This is a genomic window from Sphingobacterium sp. JUb56 (assembly GCF_014191365.1).
Taxonomy (GTDB): Bacteria; Bacteroidota; Bacteroidia; order Sphingobacteriales; family Sphingobacteriaceae; genus Sphingobacterium; species Sphingobacterium anhuiense.
The window spans coordinates 520,495-543,342 of sequence record NZ_JACHWL010000002.1 but is presented as its reverse complement, the minus strand read 5'-3'; the positions used below and the strand labels follow the sequence as shown (position 1 = coordinate 543,342).

Genomic DNA, 22,848 nt, shown 5'->3' with positions numbered 1-22,848 from the left:
AGTTAGATTCCAAATATTCTTTTTGAGTTTTCAGTTGTTATTGTAGCTACCTGTTCTATTGGTAATTCTTTAATGTCAGCTATTTTTTGTGCTATATAGTACAGATAACTACTTTCATTTTGTTTGCCTCGAAACGGCATCGGAGCAAGATAAGGCGCATCAGTTTCCAGTACAATATGTTGTAAGTCTATCTGTTTAACCACTTCGTCAAGCCCCGCTTTTTTAAAAGTGACAACTCCGCCAATACCCAGTGCGAAACCCAGATCGATAGCATGTTGCGCTTGTTCAATGTTTCCTGTAAAGCAATGTAGTACCCCAAAAAGTTTTTCATCTTTTAGTTCTTCTAATAATTCAAATAATTCGTCAAAAGCCTCACGACAATGAATATCTATTGGTAAATTAAGATCTTTAGCCCATTGTACCTGCTGACGAAAAGCATCTTTTTGAATCTCCAAAGTAGATTTGTCCCAATACAGGTCTAGGCCAATTTCTCCGATAGCATACACTTTGTGTTGCTGCAGTGCCGCATAGATTTTTGTTAGTTCTTCTTGATAGTTTTCTTTTACATCACAGGGGTGTAAACCGAGCATCGGAAAACAGTTGTTTGGGTATGCATCAACAGTTTTCATGACTGCAGCTATCGATGCACTATTGACATTTGGAAGAAAAAGGCGATGAATATCTTTATCAAAGCAACGTTGCATTTGTTCTGCTAATGAATCGTTTTCGGTGTGGTAGTATATATGGGTATGGGTATCTGTTAGTAACATGGATTATAGTTATAGCGACGGTAAAAATAAATGTTTAGGATGAAACGACCTAATTTGATGAAACTTAGTCATTATCACGGTGATGGATATAGCGCCAATGCTTTGAAAATTAGAAACTCATATAGCTGTTTTATTACGAATATAAAACTGCACAGCTTTTTTTTTGATTTTTTGTTAAAAATGAGAAATATTTGATCAAAATTTTAACTGTTTTATTATTTAGAACAGGATAAAATTCCTGTATTTAAGAAGATTGTAGCTAAATCACCTAAATAATGCATATTCCTTCCTTTTACTATGGGATTTATAGCACTCATCTATCCGTCAATTAGAAAAGATGCAGTCACTCATCCATCCATTTATTTGATATAAAAATCAAACGCTTACTTATTCTTATTTCCTCTTTATTTGTTTAAGTACACTTTGTCAGGTCACCATTTCAAGCAAATTGCTAAAAGTTTTACAGATAATAAAATTCTGATAATTATGGACTTAACCAAGCCAATTTTGCGTAATGCCCAAGCTAATTATTGATCCTTATCGCATTGAATGGTTTATCAACATTTGGAAATAGAAGACCAATGAAAAAGGGCTTATTGAATTACCAATAAGCCCTTTTTTCTTGAATATTTATGTCCTTATTTTTTTGCTGGTGTAGCAGGTGTCAATTTTGTTGCAGGAATTGTTGTTGGAGCAGCTGCAGGAGCTTTTCCAGGAATAATGTCAATAACTTCTACGTCAAAAATTAACGGCGAATATGGAGGAATCTCTCCAGCCTGACGTTCGCCATAAGCTAAATTAGAAGGGATAACCAATGTTGCTTTTGAGCCTTTGTTTAATAACTGGAAAGCTTCCGTCCAGCCTGTTATAACACCATCTACACCTAAATGTAGACGAAGAGGTTCATAAGGTCTTTGTGCATTGAATTTTTTATATTTTTTAGCAAGATCAGCTTGATTGGTATCAAATACTTTATCGTTTGTTAATTTCCCAACGTAATTAACAACTACTGTATCACCAACAGCGGCATTTTTACCTGATCCTGGTTTTGTAATTACATATTGTAAACCGGAAGCTGTTTTCTGAGTTGCTAATTTATTATTCTTTAAGAACGCTTCAACTTTCCCAGCTTCAGCCCCTTTTAACTTAGCGTTCTGTTCTTCAAAATATTTCGTAACCTGCTCGCTTAATTGCTGATCGGTAAGTTTACCTTTTTTGAAGTGTTTTTGAACTTTAATCGTATAGATGATGTATTTGTCAGCAAAATCAGGTTTTGGCTGCTTTGTTTTAGCCGTTATAGAATCTAAATTAATCTTAAATACCAAACTATCACCTTCACCTACAAATTTGAATAAACCAGTTGGATCTCCTGGGTTTTGTTTGATGATACTATCCGGATATAATTGTAGGATTTGTGGAACTCCTGCATCGTAAGTACTCGACATGACAGAATCTCTATCAGATTTTTGAATAATATCTACCGACAATAAATCACCTGCAACTGCCTTTTCTGCACCAGCATCCTTCACGATTTTGTATTCTAGGCCACCCTCAGCCTTTTTAAAGTTTTGGCAAGCAGTTAATAAAAGCCCTGATGCCGCGAATAGTAAAATTGATTTTTTCATTTAAGTTTAATTGCTTTCTTATTTTTTTTATTAATTCTTATAATTTGGTCATACGACTTTAGTCGTATTGAGATTCTGTTCCTTTTAAATAGTCTTCCTCTTCTATGGAAGGAAACATCTCAGATCAAAGATAATTTAATTTGTTCAGTTCTGGCAGTAATTTTTACGTAAAAAAATGGAAACATGGATATGAAAAATAGCTATGATACTGCTTAAACATGGATTTTAAATTATCATGGAAGGCAAAAGAAAACATTAAAAATTTTTAAAGAAAATCATGCGATTTGAATTTTTATTAACCCTAATTTGGATATAAAGGAAAGGTGATTCTTGTGAAAATATAATATAAATTTTAAATTTAGGTCCGCCCCAAAAAAAAGCACTTATCGGTGATCCGATAAGTGCTTTTCATTTTGATAATTTCTGTACTTATTTCTTTACAGGCGTAGCCGGTGTCGTTGTTGCAGGAATTGTCGTTGGAGCTGCAGCAGGTGCTTTTCCAGGGATAATGTCAAGAACTTCCACATCGAAAATTAAAGGTGAATATGGAGGAATTTCTCCAGCAGGACGTTCGCCATAAGCTAAAACCGAAGGAATAACCAAAGTAGCTTTTGAACCTTTGTTCAATAATTGGAAAGCTTCAGTCCAACCTGTAATAACGCCATCAACACCTAAATGTAAACGTAAAGGCTCGTAAGGTCTTTGTGGATTAAATTTGTTATGTTTTTTAGCTAGATCAGCTTGGTTAGTATCAAATACTTTATCGTTTGTCAATCTACCGATGTAGTTAACAACTACAGTGTCGCCAACAGCCGCATTTTTACCTGATCCAGCCTTAGTAACAACATATTGTAAACCAGAAGCAGTTTTCTTAGGTGCTAATTTGTTGTTTTTCAAGAAAGCTTCAACTTTTCCAGCTTCAGCGCCTTTTAATTTTGCAGTCTCTGCTTCAAAATACTTCGTAACTTGCTCACCTAATTGTTGATCAGTTAACTTACCTTTTTTGAAGTGTTTTTGAACTTTAATCGTGTAGATAATATATTTATCAGCAAATGCTGGTTTTGGTTGTTGTGTTTTGGCAGCTACAGAATCTAAATCGATTTTAAATACCAAACTATCACCTTCACCTACAAGTTTAAATAAACCTGTTGGATCTCCTGGGTTTTGTTTGATGATACTATCTGGATATAATTGTACGATTTGTGGAATTCCAGCATCAAAAGTACTATTTAATAATGAATCTCTATCTGTTTTAACAACCATGTCTACCGACAATAAATCACCAGATACAGCTTTTTCAGCACCAGCATCTTTAGCGATTTTGTATTCTAGGCCACCTTCAGCCTTTTTAAAATTTTGGCAAGCAGTTAATAATAGTCCTGATGCCGCGAATAATAGAATTGATTTCTTCATTTCAGTTTTATTGCTATCTTATTTTGTTAATATTTCTTTATAATTCGGTAAAGCGGATTTAAATGTGTTGATAACCGTTTGTAGATCATCATGTGAATTTCCTCCAGATGCATTGAGATGACCACCGCCATTAAAATATGTTTTGCATATTTCATTGCATGGAACATCACCAATCGAGCGCAAAGATAATTTAATTTGTTCTTTTCTGTCAATAATTAATGCAGCTAATCGAATTCCTTTAATTGACAATGCATAATTCACAAGTCCTTCGGTATCTCCAGTAATCACTTCGAAGCTTTTTAAATCTTCTTGTGTAACGTAAATCATGGCCGTGTTGTACTCTGGGAATACTTCTAAACGATTGAGTAAGCAGTATCCTAAGAATTTTAACCTTCCTTCCGAAGAACTGTTATAGATCAGCTCGTGAATAGCCCAGTTCTCTGCGCCACAATCGATCAAGCTCGCGATTATACGGTGTATTTCTGAAGTCGTAGAACGGAAACGGAATGAACCTGTGTCGGTCATAATGCCTGTATACAGGCAGGTTGCCATATCTGCAGAGATACTGCCAGCATCTTGCATTTCTGTTGTTATAAATCTGAAAATTAGCTGTGCAGTTGCCGCAGCTTTAGGATCCCAATATTCATAATCATGAAAACCTTGAGGTTCAAGATGGTGGTCAATCATACATTTTATACCTGTCGCGTTTTCAACAGGAACTGCCATATCATGGATACGGGACAGTCCATTAAAATCAAGGCAGAAAATGATTTCAGCATCGGCAATTAATTTTTGATTTTCTTGTACTTCTTTGGTGTAAATGCGCACATGTTCTAAACCCGGTAACCAGTCTAAAAAGGATGGGAAATCGGATGGAACGATAAGGCTTACATCATGTTTATGGGCTTTTAGCCAATAAAATAGACCTAATGAAGAACCCAGCGCATCGCCATCCGGCTTGAAGTGCGTAGTGATTACAATTCTTTTAGGTTCTGATAAAAGTGTTTTTAGTTGTTCTGATGTCAGCATATTCGTATTAAGTCTGCAAACCTACTATAAAAAAAAATATTTATAGCATTTTTTTATAAACATTTGAGACGTTTTTGATTTTTGATTTTTGTTTTTAAATTTTTGAAATACAATTTGTTAAAATTTATAAACATAAATTTTGTGATCTCGTTTAGAGCTAATTAAATACGATGAATTATTCCCGAAATCGATAGGACCAAAATAGAATTTTGACATACCTTCTACAGGAAAGCCATTTCTTACAAGACCATCTTCATTGAAGATATAAATCATACGGTTATCTGTACCTACAGCAACAAGATCGTTATTGTTTGTCACTTTAAAGAATAAAGGTCTGTTGCTGACATCGTCCACAAATTTGTATGCAAAATATTTAGTGCTATCTTTCTGGTTATACACAGATAGATTATTGTCACTAAGAACAACGTAATCTTTATCCGCACTGCCACTTACATCTTCAAAGTTGAACGTAAAATTTGTGCCCCAATCGCCAATTTTTAATTTGATCGGATCCCCCTCGAAAGGAACTTTAATCACTTCTCCTTTATCTTTCGGTACAATAACAAAGGAATTCTTCATATCCGAAGTTGTTATCAACCCAATTGGGTTCTTTAACGTTTGCCCATTGACATTAAGCTCTTCTTTACGGATAAGAGTACCAGCTTCATTAAAAAAGTAAACTGACCCTTGGCTGGTTCCTGCAATGATAAAATTTTGATTAGCAATTGTAGCTGCTTTCAAATCAAATAAAATTTTGCTGTCCAAGCTTGGATTTTTCCAATCTTCGATCTTTTTTCCCGTCAGATCGTATACAGCTATCTGGTTTGAGCACGGAATATAGATTCTTTTTTCATTGTTGAAATTTGTCAGTGTAAGACCTGCAGAGGCATTGCTCGGTAAACCCACAGAAAAACCAGGTATTAACTTTCCATCAGGAGAAAAACGATACAGACGACTTCTGGTATTCAACAGTATACTACGGTCCTGCAATTGAATCGGTTGCCCTAAAATTTCTCCCTGAAAGAGTGTTTTCCATAATTCTTTACCAGAAGGGCTGAGTGCATAGACCGTATGATCCTGCTCTTGTACTAAAATAAATTTGCTATTTTCAGTCTGATTAAATACCCAAGGATTATTGATTAATTTTGAGTTCATTTGAAATGTCCATGCCGCAGTCCCTCCAAAACGATTTTTAGATTTGTATAAGGCATAAAAACCTGAAATAAATCCACCAGCATTTCCACTTACTTGCAAAGAAGTCGAGTAAAAATTTTGATAACCAAAAAGTTCCTTATCTCTGAAGTTTTTAGCATACTCCGACTTTAAGTTATTAATGATTGTATTCTTCGCTGTTTCAGGTTCGATATAAAACGTAACATTCGCTCTGTTGCTCTGAATGGCACTATGATTCTTGAAGATGGCTGTTCCAGACATCATCTGGTTATCGAAATAAGCCTGACGGTACTTTCGTAGAACACCGGTCTGATTTGCCACAACAAGTACTTTTCCGATTCTTGTAAAGTATGGACGCTGAAAACTTTTGAAGGGATCTCCGAAACTTGAATAAAGAATGTTGGAATAATCAAATTGGTAGATATCATCTCCTTGATTGCTGCTTATTTTTTTTGAAGTTTCTATAAATTTACTGCTATCAGCTAAACTAACAAGACCTAGAATATTCTCATTATCCAATTCCGCAATTGCAAATTCATCATTCCATAAAGGTAAAATATCAGTTTGAAAGATTACTTTTCCTTCATTCTCAATGAGCTTTTGATGGCTCTTAATTTTATCAGCTTCCTTTCGATAGGTAAATAAATCGCTAAGTGAGCGATGAAAGCTATTGATATCAGAAAGGCTATAGTTAATGTAGGAAGAGGTGTTTTTTGGTAAAAAATTAGCTAAAGTTTGCACTTGTGGTGATTGATGAGCAAAAAGTTGCAGATAGTTATGCTGATTCAGGTTAAGCTGCGTTTCTCCTTTAAAAATTAATGCATCATCTTTGAAGTTTAGATTCCAGGCTGTAGATCCTTGTAATGAATCAATTTGATTAAGATACATGCCAAACTTACTGCGCATGATTTTTTTTGCTAGAGCTGCAATTTGATTATTACTAAAATAAAGACTTAACGGAGTATTCTTACTGTTTTGACTGATGAAGAATTCAATTTGCTTATGATCTAATTTTTTAACCGATTTATCAATGACCTGATGGATAATTGAAGGATTATAGCCAGCAAAAAGAATATTTTCATGAAGTGTACAGAACAGCACAGAATCTTTAATACCCCTATCAAAACTGTAAATGCGGTGACCTAGCGTGTCAGTTTGATTTTTCTTGTATTTCTTATCTACACCTTGAAATAAAGCTTCTAAGGTCTTATCGTTTATTTTTTCATTCAGACCGACCGTATATAATGATGTAATACCCGATTTTGTAGGGTGATAGGAAAGAATGACTTCCACATCTTGCACTTTGCCTTTAATCGATGCCGCACTTAAGAAATCCTGCTTAATTGTTTTGAGATTGTCAAAATCTTGTTTTCCCTGAATTGCTTCAAACAGTTCGAAATTCTGGAAAATTGTATCCGTTGTTTCGTTATTTCTGAAAGCTGCAATAAAGTAGGTATCAGCAGGTAAATACTGGAGTGTTTTTGTCGCAGTTTCTTGCTTGCTGCTGCTGTCGGAGAAGTAGTAGATGGAAGCCGCAACTACGGCTATAAAAAGTAGGACAGTAACAATAATCGTATTTCTCATATCTAATAACAAACGTACTAAAAAATATCTGGAACCTGAGTTGTCACAAATGTAAGTACTCCTTTGTAACAATAAATTTAACAAATATTCTCCTTTTCTGAGGAAGATTTGATACATTTATCCAGCATTAATAAAATATAGACGTAATTTTCGATTAATGAATAAGAGAATCATCCTAGTGGCTGCATTTTTTGGTGCACTAGCTGTTATTTTAGGCGCTTTTGGTGCGCATGGTTTAGAAGGTAAGATTAGTGAACAACATATCGAAACTTGGAAAACTGCCAATCAGTACCATTTTTACCATACTTTGGCTTTGTTGTTTCTGTCCACTTTTTCGCGGGCAAAAACTGCATCTATCCGTGTCTCATTTATAGCCTTTATAATTGGATTACTTTTCTTTTCAGGTTCTTTATATCTGTTAAGTGTGCGCGAAATTACAGGTTTTGGAAACCCAGCTATTCTTGGCCCAATAACACCGCTGGGTGGGGTTGCCTTTATAGTAGGTTGGGCAGCACTTTTCGTTGCTGCATTAAAGAATAAGTCATAATTTAACGGTTTTATTACCGTAAGATGAGCCCTCGGAGAAATTAACGTTTTTTCGAGGGCTTATTTTTTAGTAATTTTACATGATACTTGAAATGAATATGCCAGAGCCTCAAAACTTATTTTTTACAGACCGAGCAACTGTTTTTGTTGATGTTATTTTGCCTTTAGCATTAGCGAATACCTATACTTACCGAATTCCAGTTGAATGGAATGATAAGATCCAGGTCGGTGTTCGTGTTATGGTGCAATTTGGAAAGAATAAAATCTATTCTGCTATTGTAAAACAAATAACGAAAGAGGCGCCAAAGCATTATGAAGCAAAGTATATTTTAGACATCATTGATGAAAAACCTATCGTAGATGGTGCACAACTACAGTTGTGGGACTGGATATCTGATTATTATATGTGTTCATTGGGAGAGGTTATGCAAGCTGCTTTACCCTCTGCTTTGAAATTGGCAAGTGAAACTAAGATCGCCTCGGCTATTCCAGAAGATTTCGACCGTTCGACTTTGACAGATAAAGAGTATCTGATCATTGAAGCACTTGAGGTGGCCGGTGAATTAAAAGTAAATGATATCGTTAAGCTATTGAGTCAAAAGTCTGTTTTCCCCATATTGAAAGCGATGTTTGATAAGGGAATAATATTGATTTCTGAAGAGATTACTGAACGATATAAACCAAAGACTAAAGTTTTTTTCTCTTTTGCTCCGGAATTTCGGGATGAAGATGGTAAACGGAACTTATTAGATGCCTTAAATCGAGCTCCAAAACAACAGGATGCCGTATTGGGTTTCATGCAATTGTTGAAAAAAGGAGTGGATGTTACCCGACAGATGATAATGGAAGCATCGGGATGTGGTTCGGGCGCCATTACAGCATTAGTTGATAAAGGCGTATTTCAGGTTAAAGAGAAAGTCGTCAGCCGTTTTCAAGGAGAAGATCTCGAATTGGAGGCTAATTTTGAATTTAATGATAATCAAAAACGTGTTTTTGACGAAATTCATCAGTGCTTTGAAACTAAAGATGTCACCTTATTGCATGGTGTGACAGCATCGGGGAAAACACAACTCTATATCAGATTGATTGAGGAAGCATTGGCAAGAGGTCATTCAGCCCTATATTTACTGCCTGAAATAGCTTTAACATCACAGATTACCGCACGTCTCAAATTGCATTTTGGCGATAAACTTGGTGTATATCATTCGAAATTTAATGATAACGAACGTGCTGAGGTATGGCATAAGGTAATGAAAAACGAATTTAAGGTTATCGTAGGCGCCCGTTCTTCCGTGTTTTTACCTTTTCAAGATCTGGGAATTATTATTGTCGATGAAGAGCATGAGAGTTCTTACAAACAATATGATCCCGCACCGCGCTATCATGCTCGTGATACAGCGATATATTTGGGGTATATTCATCAGACTAAAGTCTTACTAGGTTCTGCAACACCATCTATTGAAAGTTTCTATAATGCAAAATCCAAGAAATATGGTTTTGTACAGCTTTTAGAACGTTTTGGTCAAGCACAATTGCCAGAAATCCATATTGTCGATATACCGCAAGAAGGAAGAAAGGAAAATATGTTTTCATACTTCTCGGGTACTTTATTAAAAGCTATAGAAGGAGCATTGGAACGTAAGGAACAAGTGATTCTATTTCAGAATCGACGTGGACATACCACCATAATTCAATGTAACACCTGTGGTTTTGTAGCTAAATGTGTGAACTGTGATGTCAGTATGACTTATCATAAGAGTTCAAACATGATGCATTGCCATTACTGTGGCCACGTGGAACCTCCAATTAAAATCTGCCCCGCATGTGGTATGCCACATATCGAAAGTAAAGGTTTTGGAACCGAGCGTGTAGAGGAAGAACTGGAATTACTGATGCCTAATGTCCGAATAGGACGTTTGGATCTAGATTCTACAAAAGGGAAAAATGGTTTTGATAAAATTATAGGTGCTTTTGATGAACATGAATTTGATATTCTGATCGGTACACAAATGGTTGCAAAAGGACTGGATTTTGGAAAGGTCAGCTTAATCGGTATCATCAATGCAGATACCATGATTAATTTTCCTGATTTTAGAGCCTATGAAAGAGCTTTTTCACTTTTCTTGCAGGTCGCAGGACGTGCAGGAAGAAGAGAGGCAGGAGGACAGGTTATCATTCAGACTTACACACCAAAACACCGTGTGTTAGAACAGGTTGTTGCGCATGATTATCAAGCCATGTTTGATACGGAGATCATTGAACGTAAAAATTTCGCATATCCGCCGTTCTACCGTGTGATCAGAATTGATATTAAGCATATGGATATCCAGAAATGTTATGACGGAGCTAAAAAATTTGCGTCAGGTCTGCGCCAGCAATTAGGTTCACGGGTTCTTGGACCAGAAACCCCTTTAGTAGGAAGAGTACGTAATTATTTTATTCAGACGATCACATTGAAAATTGAACGCAATAACATCAGTATTGTTAAAGTAAAAGATCTGATTAAGATGGTGAAGAATGATTTTATTGCAGATAAAGCAAACACGGGTTCACGCATTGTGATCGATGTAGATCCTTATTAGAGGAATCGGTAGATGAAATTAGCCAAAAATTATTCTTTTCAAATGAAATAGCTTGCAGGCTAATTGATTAGTTATGAAAAAGTTCTTGTAGTGGTAATTGTTAAATAACAATAGTATTTTTGAGTCATAATGGCGTATAAATTTGTAGATAATTATAGAGAAAAAGGTGCTCGTAAGCAATTGGTGCAGCTGCTGAAGACAAGAGGTATTAGTGACCAGAATGTGCTGAATGCCATTGCTAAAGTACCACGTCATTTTTTCTTTGATGAAACCTTTTGGAATCAAGCATATAAAGATATCGCATTTCCAATCGGCGATGGACAAACGATATCTCAACCGTATACTGTTGCTTATCAATCGGAACTGCTGCATGTTAAAAAAGGAGATAAGGTTTTAGAAATAGGAACAGGTTCGGGATATCAAACTTGTATACTGCTGGAGCTAGGCGCTCAGGTTTATACCATAGAACGACAAGAAAATTTATATAATAGAACCATACAGGTATTGCCATATATGGGATATAAACCCCATTTTTTCTGTGGGGACGGTTCCAAAGGAATTGAACAGCATGCACCATATGATAAGATTATCGTAACTGCGGGTGCTCCATTTGTACCCGAGATTATGCTGAAGCAGTTAAAAATAGGGGGTATATTTGTAATACCGGTAGGTGATGAGAAAGAACAAAAAATGGTCACAATCATTCGGGTTGGTGAGAATGATTTTGATAGAATTGAATTAGATACATTTAGATTTGTCCCTTTGGTTGGGGATCAAGCTTGGTAATAACCAGGCTTTTTTTTAGCGATTTGGATTATGATCCCTTCTTACTATTAAATGTTCAGAGAAATGATGAATATAGGGCTGATGATAAAGAATAGCACTGTGATCTCAATGCATCAAATTAATGAGGCAGTTTTACTGCGTGCATCTAATAACTAATGATACATCAAACTGCTGGTAAAGAAGATGTGAATGCCTTAAATAATTAATAAAAAGTAAACAAAATGAGTGTAACGTGCCTATAATGCCGTTGAAAATGGATACTCATAAATAATTATATTCAGATGGAAGCGAGCATGAGCATATGTATTGCTTTTGGGGAGGAGTATGCTTATGCTCGCTTCATTACCGTTAAACAACAAATTATACTTCAATGAAAGATAAAATAATGGATTTATATCTTAGCAATAAGGAACAGATTGAACAGGAAGTAAAAAAGCTCGACAGAGTGATCAATAAGAATAGTTTTTATCGCCTCGGTGTTATTATTTTTGGTGGGGCAGCGCTATTCTATTCATTTCAGCTTGAAAATCTTGTTCTTGTATTGATTTTATTTTTTGCACTGATATTTCTTTTTGCTTTTTTGGTTAATAGACAAAGTAAATTAGAAAAAATAAGTGATTACCAGAAAGCGTTATTAGCGGTCAATGTCAATGAGCTAACGCTAGCAAATACAGGAGTCAATATCTACGATAACGGTATGCATCTGGAAGATGGTAAGCATCCTTACAGCTCCGATCTGGACATTGTAGGAAATCATTCGCTATTTGAGTTATTAAACCGCTCAACTACAAAACTGAGTATAGCGGTATTAGGTAGTTGGTTACTTAATGATGCAAAGCGTGGCGAGATTGTGAAACGTCAGGAAGCTGCAGCTGAAATAGCTAGTGATATGCGTTGGAGTCAGGATTTTCAAGCAAAGCTTTTATCAAATCTGAATCAGAAGCTAGATGTAAAGTCTTTTTTAGCAACCTATTTTGAGTCCGGAGATTTTACATTCGGAAGCGCAATTATGCGGATCTATGTTAAGCTTGCCCCTTTTATATTTATAGGATCGGTCGTTTTAGCCGTTTTTGTTCCATCTGTGGCATACCTCCCAGTCATCATAGGATTGATCCATATCCTTTGGTCAATGTTCAATGGTGGCAAAATTTCTTTTTTTTCCAGTCGGATCGATAAAGTAGGAAATCTGCTGGATTCATATGCCGCAAGTATGGAACTGGTCGAAAATAGGGCTTGGACAGCGAACCGTAACCAGGAATTACAGGAAAAATTAAAAATAGAGGGGTCATCAGATTCGGTTTCCCATGCGTTCAAGAAATTGGGTAAGCTGATCAGTAATCTGGATGCCCGAAACAACATGATGGTCGGGACAGTTTTAAATCTGATATTTTTATGGGATTTTAAGCAGGTATTGGCCATTGTAGACTGGAAAGCTAAGTATCAAGCTAATATTTTGGAAGCTTTTGATACTTTAGCAGAAGTAGAGGCTTTGGTGAGTTTAGGTACTTGGAAGCGTAATCATGCTGAATGGACTACCCCAATTATTCTTGACCATCTGGAGACACCCATAGAAGCTGTCGATTTGGCGCATCCCTTGATTGCTTCTGATAAATCTATTGCCAATACCTATACCAATGCTGACCATGAAATCGCTTTGGTGACAGGATCCAATATGGCTGGAAAGAGTACATTTCTGCGTACTGTCGGTATAAATGCTGTTTTGGCTTATGCGGGAGCAGTAGTGCCAGCAAGATCTTTCAAAATTCCGATGTTTCATTTGATATCTTATATGCGCATTAAGGATAATCTGAATGAAAGTACGTCAACTTTTAAAGCAGAATTGGACCGTATGAAATTTATTTTAGAAACTGTAGCGGAACGCAACGATAGTTTCTTTTTAATCGATGAGATGTTAAGAGGAACTAATTCTGTTGATAAATACTTAGGATCTAGAGCTATTATCAAAAAATTGATTACAGAAAAAGGAAAGGGAATGGTTGCAACGCATGATCTGCAATTATCAACGTTAGCCGATGAATATCCACAGGTTGTAAAGAATTACCACTTTGATATACAGGTGATCCAAGGAGAAATGCTATTCGATTATAAACTGAAAATAGGAGAGTGTAAAATATTTAATGCTTCAATGTTGTTAAAAGGTATTGGAGTCGACGTAGAACAAGGAAGAAATTAAACAAAAATGACATTACAAGAAAGAATTGAACAGTCGAGAACACATCATTTTATAACTGTTTTTCCGTTTACAACAAATCACCACGCAACATTATTTGGTGGTAAAGCCATGGCGATCATGGACGAGGTAACTTTTATGTGTGCAACACGGTTTTGTAGAAAAGCACTCGTAACTGTTTCCTCAGATAAGATTGATTTTGAAAAAGCAATCCCTGCAGGTAGTATGATTGAAGCTATTGCGGAAGTAATACATGTAGGAAGAACTAGCTTAAAGGTAAAAGTGGAGATCTTCTTAGAAGATATGTATAAAGATGGAAGAGAATTAGCGGTGAAGGGTGTTTTCTCATTTGTTGCCTTAGATGACAATAAAAAGCCGATACCAGTTTTACAGGGACTGGAAATCGAAGATTAGTATATCGGATATCCTAAATTGCGTATGGAATAACAGGTCGTGTTATTCCATACGTTTTATAGGAGATAGGTCGTTTAACTCTTCCTCAGTAAATAGCCTATAGTGTACTTTGAAAGTTTTCCCCAAAGAAGACTCTAAAGAAAATCCCCCCGGGCCAAACCCATCAAGTACATCAAGTGTGAAATGTGAAAATTTCCAATATTCAAATAAATCCCGATCGATCCAAAATTCATAACCTTCAGCAAGCCCGATCATAGCATCATTCATTCTGGGATAGTATCCACCTTTTTCAAAACATTGCGGCTGTGTGCCTTCGCAACACCCTCCAGCCTGATAGAACATCAGATCTCCGTGTTGAGCTACTAATTCACGAATCAGTTCTTTGGCTTTTTCAGTAACTGCTAAACGCTCTGTCATCATATATTGCTTTTATATCAGTATCATAAGAAATTAAAAAATGGGATTATATCGATAACCCCATTTTTTAATATTGTGTTTTGCTGATTAGAAAAATCCAAGTTTCTCTTTGCTATAAGAAATCAGCATATTTTTTGTTTGACGGTAATGGTCGAGCATCATTTTATGATTCTCACGTCCGATACCCGATTGCTTATAACCACCAAAAGGAGCGCCTGCAGGATAAGAGTGATATTGGTTGACCCATACACGTCCAGCCTGGATAGCGCGCGGGATCTGGTATAATTGATGAGCATCTCGTGTCCATACACCAGCTCCCAGTCCATAAATGGTATCATTAGCAATTTCTAAAGCCTCTTTTTCATCTTTAAATGTAGTTACTGCTAATACCGGGCCGAATATTTCCTCTTGGAAAATACGCATTTTGTTATGACCCTTAAATAAAGTTGGTTTGATATAATAACCATCTTCTAAGCCATCACCCAAATGGTTCTCATCGCCACCAGTTAATACTTCTGCCCCCTCTTCTTTACCCAATTTAATATAGGACATGATTTTATCCTTTTGGATTTTTGAAGCCTGTGCACCCATCATAGTCTCAGGGTCCAAAGGATCACCAACTTTAATTTGATTCACACGGTCTATTACTTTAGCAATAAAGCGTTCGTAAATATCCTCCTGAATCAATAAACGCGATGGACAAGTGCAAATTTCACCTTGATTTAATGCAAACAGAACAGCTCCCTCAATTGCTTTGTCTAAAAATGCATCGTCGTGGTCCATGACAGAACTGAAGAAAACATTTGGAGATTTACCGCCCAATTCCAATGTTACAGGAATGATATTTTCAGTTGCATACTGCATTACCATACGACCTGTTGCGGTAGAACCTGTAAATGCAGCTTTAGAAACTTTAGGGTTTGTTACTAATGCGCGACCTAATTCACCACCAAAACCATTCACGATGTTAACAACACCAGCAGGAAGTAAATCACCGATTATTTCCATTAAAACAAGAATTGATGTGGGGGTACTTTCCGCAGGTTTTAGAACCACACAGTTACCTGCAGCTAATGCAGGAGCTAATTTCCATACAGCCATCAGAATAGGGAAGTTCCAAGGGATAATCTGCGCGATCACACCAATAGGTTCATGCACAATAAGAGACACCGTATTTTGATCCAATTCACTTAGTGAACCTTCTTCAGCACGGATAACACTTGCAAAATAACGGAAGTGATCAATGGCTAAAGGAATATCGGCATTTAATGTTTCGCGAACAGCTTTTCCGTTGTCAACAGTTTCCACTGTGGCAATATATTCTAAATTCTGTTCGATGCGGTCTGCTATTTTATTTAAAATGATGCTTCTTTCGGTTGCTGAAGTCTTTCCCCAAGTTTCAAATGCTTTCGCGGCAGTATCAACAGCTAGTTCTAAATCTTCTTTTGTAGAATGTGCGACTTGTGTAAATACTTTTCCATCTAAGGGAGAAATATTGTCAAAATATTTACCTAATGTAGGTGGAACAAATTCTCCACCAATGTAATTTCCATAACGTTCTTTAAACGATGGTCTTTGAATTGCTGCCATAATATTTATTTTTATAATGTTATACAAATTGTTGAATACCAAATTTAACGAAAACGATTGTTCTCGTATAGCATTATAGTTTCAAACGATAGCACTATAGGTGCAACACTGTCAGCAAATATTTCTATTAATCAAGTTAACACTATTGGATATTTAAGACAATTTGTCTAAGTTTGATTACCAGCCAATTATAATAAAAGATAGGGATATGATAAATAACAGGCTTGTAAATACATTACCATTTTCGTCGCGTCATGAACTTTCTACTTTGGTAGAAAATAGGAGAGCTTTTACGTTAGAAAATTTGGAGCTTAATGTCTTTGAAACATATAAGGCGTCAGAAAAAGTAGCGTTACAGTTTGATGATCTGGTAATGATCAATATGATTCAGGGTAAAAAAGTGATGCATTTGCAACAGGTGGATTCCTTTGATTATTTACCGGGTCAGACCATGGTTTTGCCAGCCTATAGTAAGATGCAGATCGATTTTCCCGAAGCGACTTTTACCGACCCTACGCAATGTACGGCGCTGACCATAAGTAAAAGTAAGATAGACGGTGTGATCAGCCGTTTAAATGAGTGCTATCCCAAAGAACAACATTTAGCAGATTGGAAATTAGATATGAATTTATTCCATCTCTATAATACACCCGAATTGACAGATTTAATTAATAAATTATTTCAGACCATTACGGGAGATAATGTGTTGAAAGATGCATTAGCAGATTTAGCATTTAATGAATTAGTTATTCGTCTTCTACAGACGCAGTCACTATTATCACTTGATATTGCCAAGACAAAAACAAACACGGTATTACAGCATATTCGGAACTATATACATGCCAACCTTTCAGAATCCATTACTGTGGAAATTTTGGAAAAGCAGGCAAATATGAGTAAATCAAGTCTATTTCGCCTTTTTAAGAATGAGTTGGGAATAACGCCTATCGAATATATCATACGAACGCGTATGCAACAGGCAAAGAGCTTATTACGGAAAACAAGAAGTGTTAAAGAGACGTGCTTTAGTTTGGGATTTAATGATGTAAACTACTTCGTCCGTCTCTTTAAAAGCAGGGTGGGAGTGACACCCGGTGCTTATATAATAGGAGAATAAAATTTTATTTTTTCATCATCCTATCAAGCTCTCTTTTGCCTTCTCTTTCCTTGATTGTATCACGCTTGTCAAAGTCTTTTTTACCTTGTGCTAAGGCAATTTCGACTTTTGCAAATCCTCTGGCACTGATGAAAATACGTAAAGGAACGATTGTAAAGCCTTTCTCTTCACCTTTCACGCGTAATTTTTTTAATTCTTTTTTTGTTAAAAGCAACTGGCGATCTCGTTTTGCTTCATGATTGTAAAAAGATCCATGCGAATACTCGGCAATATGCATGTTCCGCAAATAAAGTCCATCATGGAAAAAGTTGCAGAAACTGTCGTTGATATTTGCTTTCCCTTCCCTAATTGATTTAATTTCAGTGCCTAGTAAACGTATTCCTGCAACATACCTGTCCAGAAGGTTGTATTCAAATGAAGCTCTTTTATTTTTTATATTGATATCTGATGATATTGCCATAATTTCTTAATATATTTATTCCTATTCCATTTCCAATACAAACCAGATTAAGTTTGTTAAATGTAATCACATAGGAAAGCAAATATAAATATTATAATGGTGTTTTTTTAGCATTGTTATTTTTGGATTTTAATTTAAGTGTTAAATTAAAATTATTTTTACGATATTTATATGTGAAAAATATGACTAACATTAAGTGAAAGTCAGCTTTTGTTTTCGTATGTTTGCATCGTTTTTGATTTAATACTGTTTTTCGTGCAGTATTATGAAGTCATTTTGTGTTAATCTATTTGGAAGTAGGAATTGAAAGTGTTGATGATGAAGCTATTATTTTGGTAATCATTACAATCAAAAACAATTATAAAATTTAAGAAATACCTTTTAATCGCATGAGTAAAGGAAAATTAGGCGAGAGAATATCGCAATTTAAAATCGTTAATGAATTAAAAGCTAAGGGCTTATACGCTTATTTTAGACCGATTCAGTCGAGACAGGATACCGAAGTGAAAATTGATGGCAAGCGTGTTTTGATGTTTGGTTCTAATTCTTATTTAGGGTTAACGACGGATGAACGTATTATCAAAGCTTCTCAAGACGCATTAGCAAAATATGGAACCGGTTGTGCTGGATCTCGTTTTTTAAATGGTACTTTAGATATTCATGTGGAGCTTGAAGAGAAATTGTCGGCTTATGTGGGGAAAGAGTCTACTATTTTATTCAGTACAGGTTTTCAATCAAACTTGGGCCCATTATCATGTCTTACTGGTCGCAATGATTATATCTTATTGGATGAACGTGATCATGCTTCTATCATTGATGGAAGTAGATTATCTTTTTCTAAAGTAATCAAGTATGCACACAATGATATGAATGATCTGCGTGCAAAAATTGCTAGATTACCAGAAGAAAGTGGTAAATTGATTGCAACGGATGGTATCTTCAGTATGGAGGGAGATATTGTTAATTTGCCTGAATTGATAAAGATTGCAGATGAATTTGATGCAACTGTTATGGTTGATGATGCACATAGTTTAGGTGTAATCGGAGAAAAAGGTGCAGGTACTGCCTCTCACTTTGGATTAACTGACAGTGCCGACTTAATTATGGGTACTTTCAGTAAATCATTTGCCTCTCTAGGTGGCTTTGTATCAGGCGATGCTGATGTTATCGATTACTTGAAACACTCTGCGCGTTCAGTTATGTTCAGTGCAAGTATGACACCAGCTTCTGTCGCTTCGACATTGAAAGCTTTGGAGATTATACAAACCGAACCTCAGCATATTGAGAAATTATGGTCAAATACAAATTATGCTAAAAAATTACTTTTAGAAAGTGGATTTGATTTAGGTGCTACAGAAAGCCCTATATTACCGATCTTTATTAGAAATAACGAGAAAACATTCTGGGTAACCAAAATGCTTCAAGACGATGGGGTTTTTGTTAATCCAGTAGTTTCACCTGCTGTTCCTGCAGAAGAATCATTGATTCGTTTCTCTTTAATGGCAACACATAGCTTTGATCAAATTGATGAAGCTATTGAGAAGATGGTAAAAGTCTTCAAATTAGCAGATGTTGAATCTTTAATCTAAGTGTCTATTATGATACAGGTTATTCCCGTTGAAACAAAGAAACAGAAACGGTTATATATAGATTTTCCGCATAGTTTATATGCGGAAAATCCTTATTATGTACCAGAGCTATATCTTGCTCAGTATGATTTGCTTACTCCTGGTAAGCATCCTTTCTACAAACATTCCTCCACACAATTATTTTTAGCATACAAAGATCAAAAACTGGTCGGTCGTATCGCCGCAATTTGGAATGTTAATCATAATGCATTCAATCAAGTGCAGGAAGGGCAATGGGGATTTTTTGATTGTATTAACGATCAAGAGGTTGCAAATGCTTTGTTTCAAGCAGCAAAGGATTGGGTGAAAGCTAAAGGTGGAACTAATATTGTTGGTCCAATTAATTTAACGACTAATGATACTTGTGGTTTATTGATCGAAGGATTTGATAGCCCACCTGTAGCGATGATGCCTTATAATTTTCCTTATTATCCAGAATTAGTTACTCAAGCAGGTTTTCAAAAAAAAGTTGATTTGCGTGCCTACCTAGTGATGGAAAATAAAGCAAGTAAACGATCTGTGCTGTTGTTGGAGAAACTGGAAGAACGATTAAACCGTTCGGGAATTAAGATTCGTCAAATGAACTTGAAGGATTTTAAAAATGAAACCGAGCGAATTAGGGAGATTTATAATAAAGCTTGGGATAAAAACTTAGGTTTTGTGCCTTTTACGGAAGATGAATTTAACTACGCTGCAAAGGAAATGAAAATGATCGTTGATCCTCGATATGCTTTATTGGCTGAAAAGGATGGGAAGGTCATTGGATTCGCTTTAGGAATTCCGGATATCAATCAGATTCTAATTAAAATCAAACGTGGTAGACTATTGCCGACTGGGATTTTTAAATTGCTCTTTGGATTGAAAAAGGTAAACCTAATTCGAGTTTTGATGCTTGGCGTATTGGATGAGTATCGTAAATTAGGAATAGAAGCCTGCCTTTATGGTAGGATAATTAAAAACTCTGGCGATGGCTTTACCGTCAAAGGAGCAGAATGCTCGTGGATGCTTGATACTAATTATATGATGAATCACGCCATCGAGCAAATCAATGGAGAATTATACAAACGCTATCGTTTGTATGAGCAAGCGCTATGAGAAAAAAAATCCTAATCACAGGCGCAAGTGGTTTTGTCGGTTATCATCTCGTTCAAGCTGCCCGTGAGGCAGGTTTGGAGGTGCATGCAGCTGTTCGGAAAACCAGTGATGTCAGTGAAATAAAGTCTTTTGTTGATCAATTTGTTTATCCTGATTTTAAAGATAAGGATTCATTATTGAAACTGCTGGAGCAAGAGCAATATGCCTATATTGTTCATGGAGCAGCTATGACTAGAGCGAAGAATGAGCAGGATCTTGTTGATGTTAATGTCGGTTATACTGAAGTTTTAGCGGATGCGGTATTTCAGGCTAATATTCCTCTTGAACGTTTTGTTTTTATCAGTAGTTTGGCAGCTATTGGCCCGGTGGCCTATGATGCACCAGCTATCAATGAACAAAATGAGTATCATCCTGTGACTGCTTATGGTCGAAGTAAGGTGTTAGCAGAACGCATGCTTGAAAAATATGTAGCTAATAAGCTTTCGATTATTCGCCCCACCGCGGTGTATGGTCCCAAAGAGAAAGATCTTTTTGTTTTATTTAAAACATTAAATGCTGGATTTGATGCCTATATCGGGAAATCGCCACAAAAATTAACGTTTGTCTTTGTGAAAGATCTGACAGATGCTATTTTAAATGCTTGTTTTCTCGATAATGGAAATAAAAAATCTTACAATATTACAGACGGTCAAGTTTATGGTCGTTATGAAATGGCGACAATTTTCAAGAAATACACTTCAAAATCATTATATAGATTTCATCTTCCATTTAGTCTTGTGAAAGGTGTTGCTCAGGTTATGGAGCGGGCTTATAAAAATTCCAGCACCATACCGGTATTGTATCCGGAAAGATTAAATGAATTGACAGCAGCCAGTTGGGCATGTGACATCAGTTCGTCAAAAGAAAATATTCAATATAGACCGCGTTATGATTTGGATGCTGGACTGAAGGTTACAATTCAGTGGTACCGTGATAATAATTGGTTATAATAAAAAGAGAGATGAGTGGTCAAAAAATAAATAAAAAACTTTTTCAAGATAGAAAAAGAACAAATATATTGAGTAATCCGGAACAGAAATTTATTTCATATTTAGTTCCACGTATTCCAAATTGGATTTCGTCCGATGGTTTGACAGCGATCGGTCTATTTGGATCCGTCATGATTATGGCAAGTTTTATCTTGGCCCAATATTGTGACATTAATTATCTACTGCTAGGTATTCTAGGCTTTTTTATTCAATGGTTCGGGGACTCTCTTGATGGCCGTATTGCTTTTTATAGAAATAAATCGCGTAAATGGTATGGATTTTCACTGGATATTGTAATGGATTGGATCAGTACGGTACTGATTGGTTTGGGGTATGTATTTTATGCAAAAGGTAATTTTGAATTAACAGGTTTTGTATTGGTAGCTTTGTATGGCTGGGCCATGATTCTTTCTTTGTTGCGTTATAAGGTAACAGATAAGTATACAATAGATGCTGGAATTGTTGGGCCTACAGAAATCAGGGTCATTATATGTCTTGTTTTACTTATAGAAGTGTTTTTTGTAGGTGCAATTCATTACTTAGTGATGGGTATCTGTGCTATTCTTTTTGTTATCAATTCTATTGATACTAAAAAGTTATTAGATTTAGGCGATATCAGAGATGCTGAAGAGAAGAAAACTAAAGAGTCAGAAAATTTATAAGATATGAACCCAAAAATCAAAGAGTTCTTTAAGGCGCAGTTATCTGCTTTTGTAGGTGGTCTTTCCGATTTTGGTATTTATACTTTTTGTTATAAAGTGCTGAGTTTTTCTCCAGCATTTTCAAATGTAATCAGTGGCTCTTTAGGAGCCATTGTTAATTTCGTTATTAACCGTTATTGGTCTTTCAATAATACTGCCGCCCCGTTGGGCCAGCAGCTCGGTAAATTTGTAGTTGTAGTTGCAGGAAGTATTTTATTAAAGTCGGGTGGTATTTATTTATTGGATGATATATGGCACTTACATCCATTAGTCTCCAAAGTAATAGTGGAGATTATTGTTTCCTTGGGATTTAATTATACACTTCAGCGATTTTGGGTTTTTAAAAAGTAGAAATCGGCTTTTAAAATATTTATGGAATAAGATTATTAAGGTCATCTCAAGGGAGATGACTTTTTTATTTTTAGGCCTTTTCCGGAATAAAATGAATCAGAGCTTCTTTGCGTATATTTTGATTTTTACTTCAATTTTATTTTTCCTTAATATTACGATGCTCATCGTAAGGACGCTATAGCTTTCATTTATTTAAAGGGATTTCAAGGTGTGATTTTTTCATGGAGCAGCATTGTTTTGACAAGATGATAGCACGACGTTAAAGTAATTAGTAACATCATAAATCACACTGTACTTAAGTAAATAAAAAGAAACCTACTATTGTTAGCGAGATGATACCATGTTATA

The 22,848-nt window shown here is 35.8% G+C and carries 19 protein-coding genes; 11 read left to right on the top strand and 8 right to left on the bottom strand.

What is annotated here, in order from left to right; translation table 11 throughout:
* Nucleotides 1–2: 2 nt before the first annotated feature.
* The 5 genes from FHR29_RS21885 to FHR29_RS21865 form a co-directional block, all read right to left on the bottom strand.
* Nucleotides 3–770 carry a TatD family hydrolase gene (locus FHR29_RS21885; protein ID WP_183917218.1) on the bottom strand — a complete coding sequence of 256 codons (768 nt, stop codon included), beginning with the start codon at nucleotides 768–770 and terminating at the stop codon, nucleotides 3–5.
* A gap of 638 nt (nucleotides 771–1,408) precedes the next feature.
* Entirely contained in the window at nucleotides 1,409–2,395 is a 987-nt protein-coding gene (locus FHR29_RS21880; RefSeq protein WP_183917216.1) for an FKBP-type peptidyl-prolyl cis-trans isomerase, read from the bottom strand.
* Nucleotides 2,396–2,824: 429 nt separating this feature from the next.
* The gene (locus FHR29_RS21875; protein WP_132769008.1) at nucleotides 2,825–3,808 is read right to left on the bottom strand and encodes an FKBP-type peptidyl-prolyl cis-trans isomerase; all 984 of its coding nucleotides are present in this window, start codon (nucleotides 3,806–3,808) and stop codon (nucleotides 2,825–2,827) included.
* An 18-nt stretch (nucleotides 3,809–3,826) separates the two neighbouring features.
* Nucleotides 3,827–4,837, bottom strand: a complete 1,011-nt coding sequence (locus FHR29_RS21870) for a bifunctional oligoribonuclease/PAP phosphatase NrnA (RefSeq protein WP_183917214.1) — start codon at nucleotides 4,835–4,837, stop codon at nucleotides 3,827–3,829.
* A 117-nt stretch (nucleotides 4,838–4,954) separates the two neighbouring features.
* Complete coding sequence (locus tag FHR29_RS21865; protein ID WP_183917212.1) at nucleotides 4,955–7,594, bottom strand: PQQ-binding-like beta-propeller repeat protein; 2,640 nt, start codon at nucleotides 7,592–7,594, stop codon at nucleotides 4,955–4,957.
* Between the two features lie 157 nt (nucleotides 7,595–7,751).
* Here FHR29_RS21865 and FHR29_RS21860 point away from each other — a divergent pair, with 157 nt between their 5' ends.
* The 5 genes from FHR29_RS21860 to FHR29_RS21840 all read left to right on the top strand — a co-directional run bounded on the left by FHR29_RS21860 (nucleotide 7,752) and on the right by FHR29_RS21840 (nucleotide 14,113).
* Nucleotides 7,752–8,141, top strand: a complete 390-nt coding sequence (locus FHR29_RS21860) for a DUF423 domain-containing protein (RefSeq protein WP_021190553.1) — start codon at nucleotides 7,752–7,754, stop codon at nucleotides 8,139–8,141.
* A gap of 79 nt (nucleotides 8,142–8,220) precedes the next feature.
* Entirely contained in the window at nucleotides 8,221–10,722 is a 2,502-nt protein-coding gene (priA, locus tag FHR29_RS21855) for a primosomal protein N' (RefSeq protein ID WP_231577372.1), read from the top strand.
* 129 nt (nucleotides 10,723–10,851) lie between these two features.
* Complete coding sequence (locus tag FHR29_RS21850; protein WP_021190551.1) at nucleotides 10,852–11,508, top strand: protein-L-isoaspartate(D-aspartate) O-methyltransferase; 657 nt, start codon at nucleotides 10,852–10,854, stop codon at nucleotides 11,506–11,508.
* Nucleotides 11,509–11,878: 370 nt separating this feature from the next.
* A complete protein-coding gene (locus tag FHR29_RS21845) occupies nucleotides 11,879–13,702 on the top strand; it encodes a MutS-related protein (protein WP_021190550.1) in 1,824 nt (607 codons plus the stop codon).
* A gap of 6 nt (nucleotides 13,703–13,708) precedes the next feature.
* Nucleotides 13,709–14,113, top strand: a complete 405-nt coding sequence (locus FHR29_RS21840) for an acyl-CoA thioesterase (protein ID WP_132769000.1) — start codon at nucleotides 13,709–13,711, stop codon at nucleotides 14,111–14,113.
* Between the two features lie 42 nt (nucleotides 14,114–14,155).
* Here the strand turns inward: FHR29_RS21840 and FHR29_RS21835 are convergent, their stop codons facing one another.
* Nucleotides 14,156–14,533 (bottom strand): DUF779 domain-containing protein, encoded by a 378-nt coding sequence (locus tag FHR29_RS21835; RefSeq protein WP_021190548.1) that lies wholly within the window; start codon nucleotides 14,531–14,533, stop codon nucleotides 14,156–14,158.
* An 84-nt stretch (nucleotides 14,534–14,617) separates the two neighbouring features.
* Nucleotides 14,618–16,120: an aldehyde dehydrogenase family protein gene (locus FHR29_RS21830; RefSeq protein WP_132768998.1), complete on the bottom strand. Its 1,503-nt coding sequence runs from the start codon at nucleotides 16,118–16,120 to the stop codon at nucleotides 14,618–14,620.
* A 208-nt stretch (nucleotides 16,121–16,328) separates the two neighbouring features.
* Between FHR29_RS21830 and FHR29_RS21825 the strand changes: the two genes are divergently transcribed.
* Nucleotides 16,329–17,237 carry a helix-turn-helix domain-containing protein gene (locus FHR29_RS21825; RefSeq protein ID WP_132768996.1) on the top strand — a complete coding sequence of 303 codons (909 nt, stop codon included), beginning with the start codon at nucleotides 16,329–16,331 and terminating at the stop codon, nucleotides 17,235–17,237.
* A gap of 4 nt (nucleotides 17,238–17,241) precedes the next feature.
* Here the strand turns inward: FHR29_RS21825 and smpB are convergent, their stop codons facing one another.
* The gene (gene smpB / locus FHR29_RS21820; protein WP_132768994.1) at nucleotides 17,242–17,697 is read right to left on the bottom strand and encodes an SsrA-binding protein SmpB; all 456 of its coding nucleotides are present in this window, start codon (nucleotides 17,695–17,697) and stop codon (nucleotides 17,242–17,244) included.
* Between the two features lie 389 nt (nucleotides 17,698–18,086).
* On the opposite strand from smpB, the gene spt reads away from it, so the two are divergent.
* The 5 genes from spt to FHR29_RS21795 are packed head-to-tail and all read left to right on the top strand — an operon-like array spanning nucleotide 18,087 to nucleotide 22,500.
* Nucleotides 18,087–19,286: a serine palmitoyltransferase gene (gene spt, locus FHR29_RS21815; protein WP_021190543.1), complete on the top strand. Its 1,200-nt coding sequence runs from the start codon at nucleotides 18,087–18,089 to the stop codon at nucleotides 19,284–19,286.
* Between the two features lie 9 nt (nucleotides 19,287–19,295).
* A complete protein-coding gene (locus tag FHR29_RS21810) occupies nucleotides 19,296–20,420 on the top strand; it encodes a hypothetical protein (protein WP_168127528.1) in 1,125 nt (374 codons plus the stop codon).
* Nucleotides 20,417–21,409, top strand: a complete 993-nt coding sequence (locus FHR29_RS21805; protein ID WP_183917210.1) for an NAD(P)-dependent oxidoreductase — start codon at nucleotides 20,417–20,419, stop codon at nucleotides 21,407–21,409. The genes FHR29_RS21810 and FHR29_RS21805 overlap by 4 nt, the downstream gene beginning before the upstream one ends.
* Before the next feature lie 11 nt (nucleotides 21,410–21,420).
* The gene (locus FHR29_RS21800; protein WP_132768988.1) at nucleotides 21,421–22,110 is read left to right on the top strand and encodes a CDP-alcohol phosphatidyltransferase family protein; all 690 of its coding nucleotides are present in this window, start codon (nucleotides 21,421–21,423) and stop codon (nucleotides 22,108–22,110) included.
* Between the two features lie 3 nt (nucleotides 22,111–22,113).
* Nucleotides 22,114–22,500, top strand: coding sequence for a GtrA family protein (locus FHR29_RS21795; protein WP_021190541.1), 387 nt, complete (start codon nucleotides 22,114–22,116; stop codon nucleotides 22,498–22,500).
* Nucleotides 22,501–22,848 lie beyond the last annotated feature (348 nt).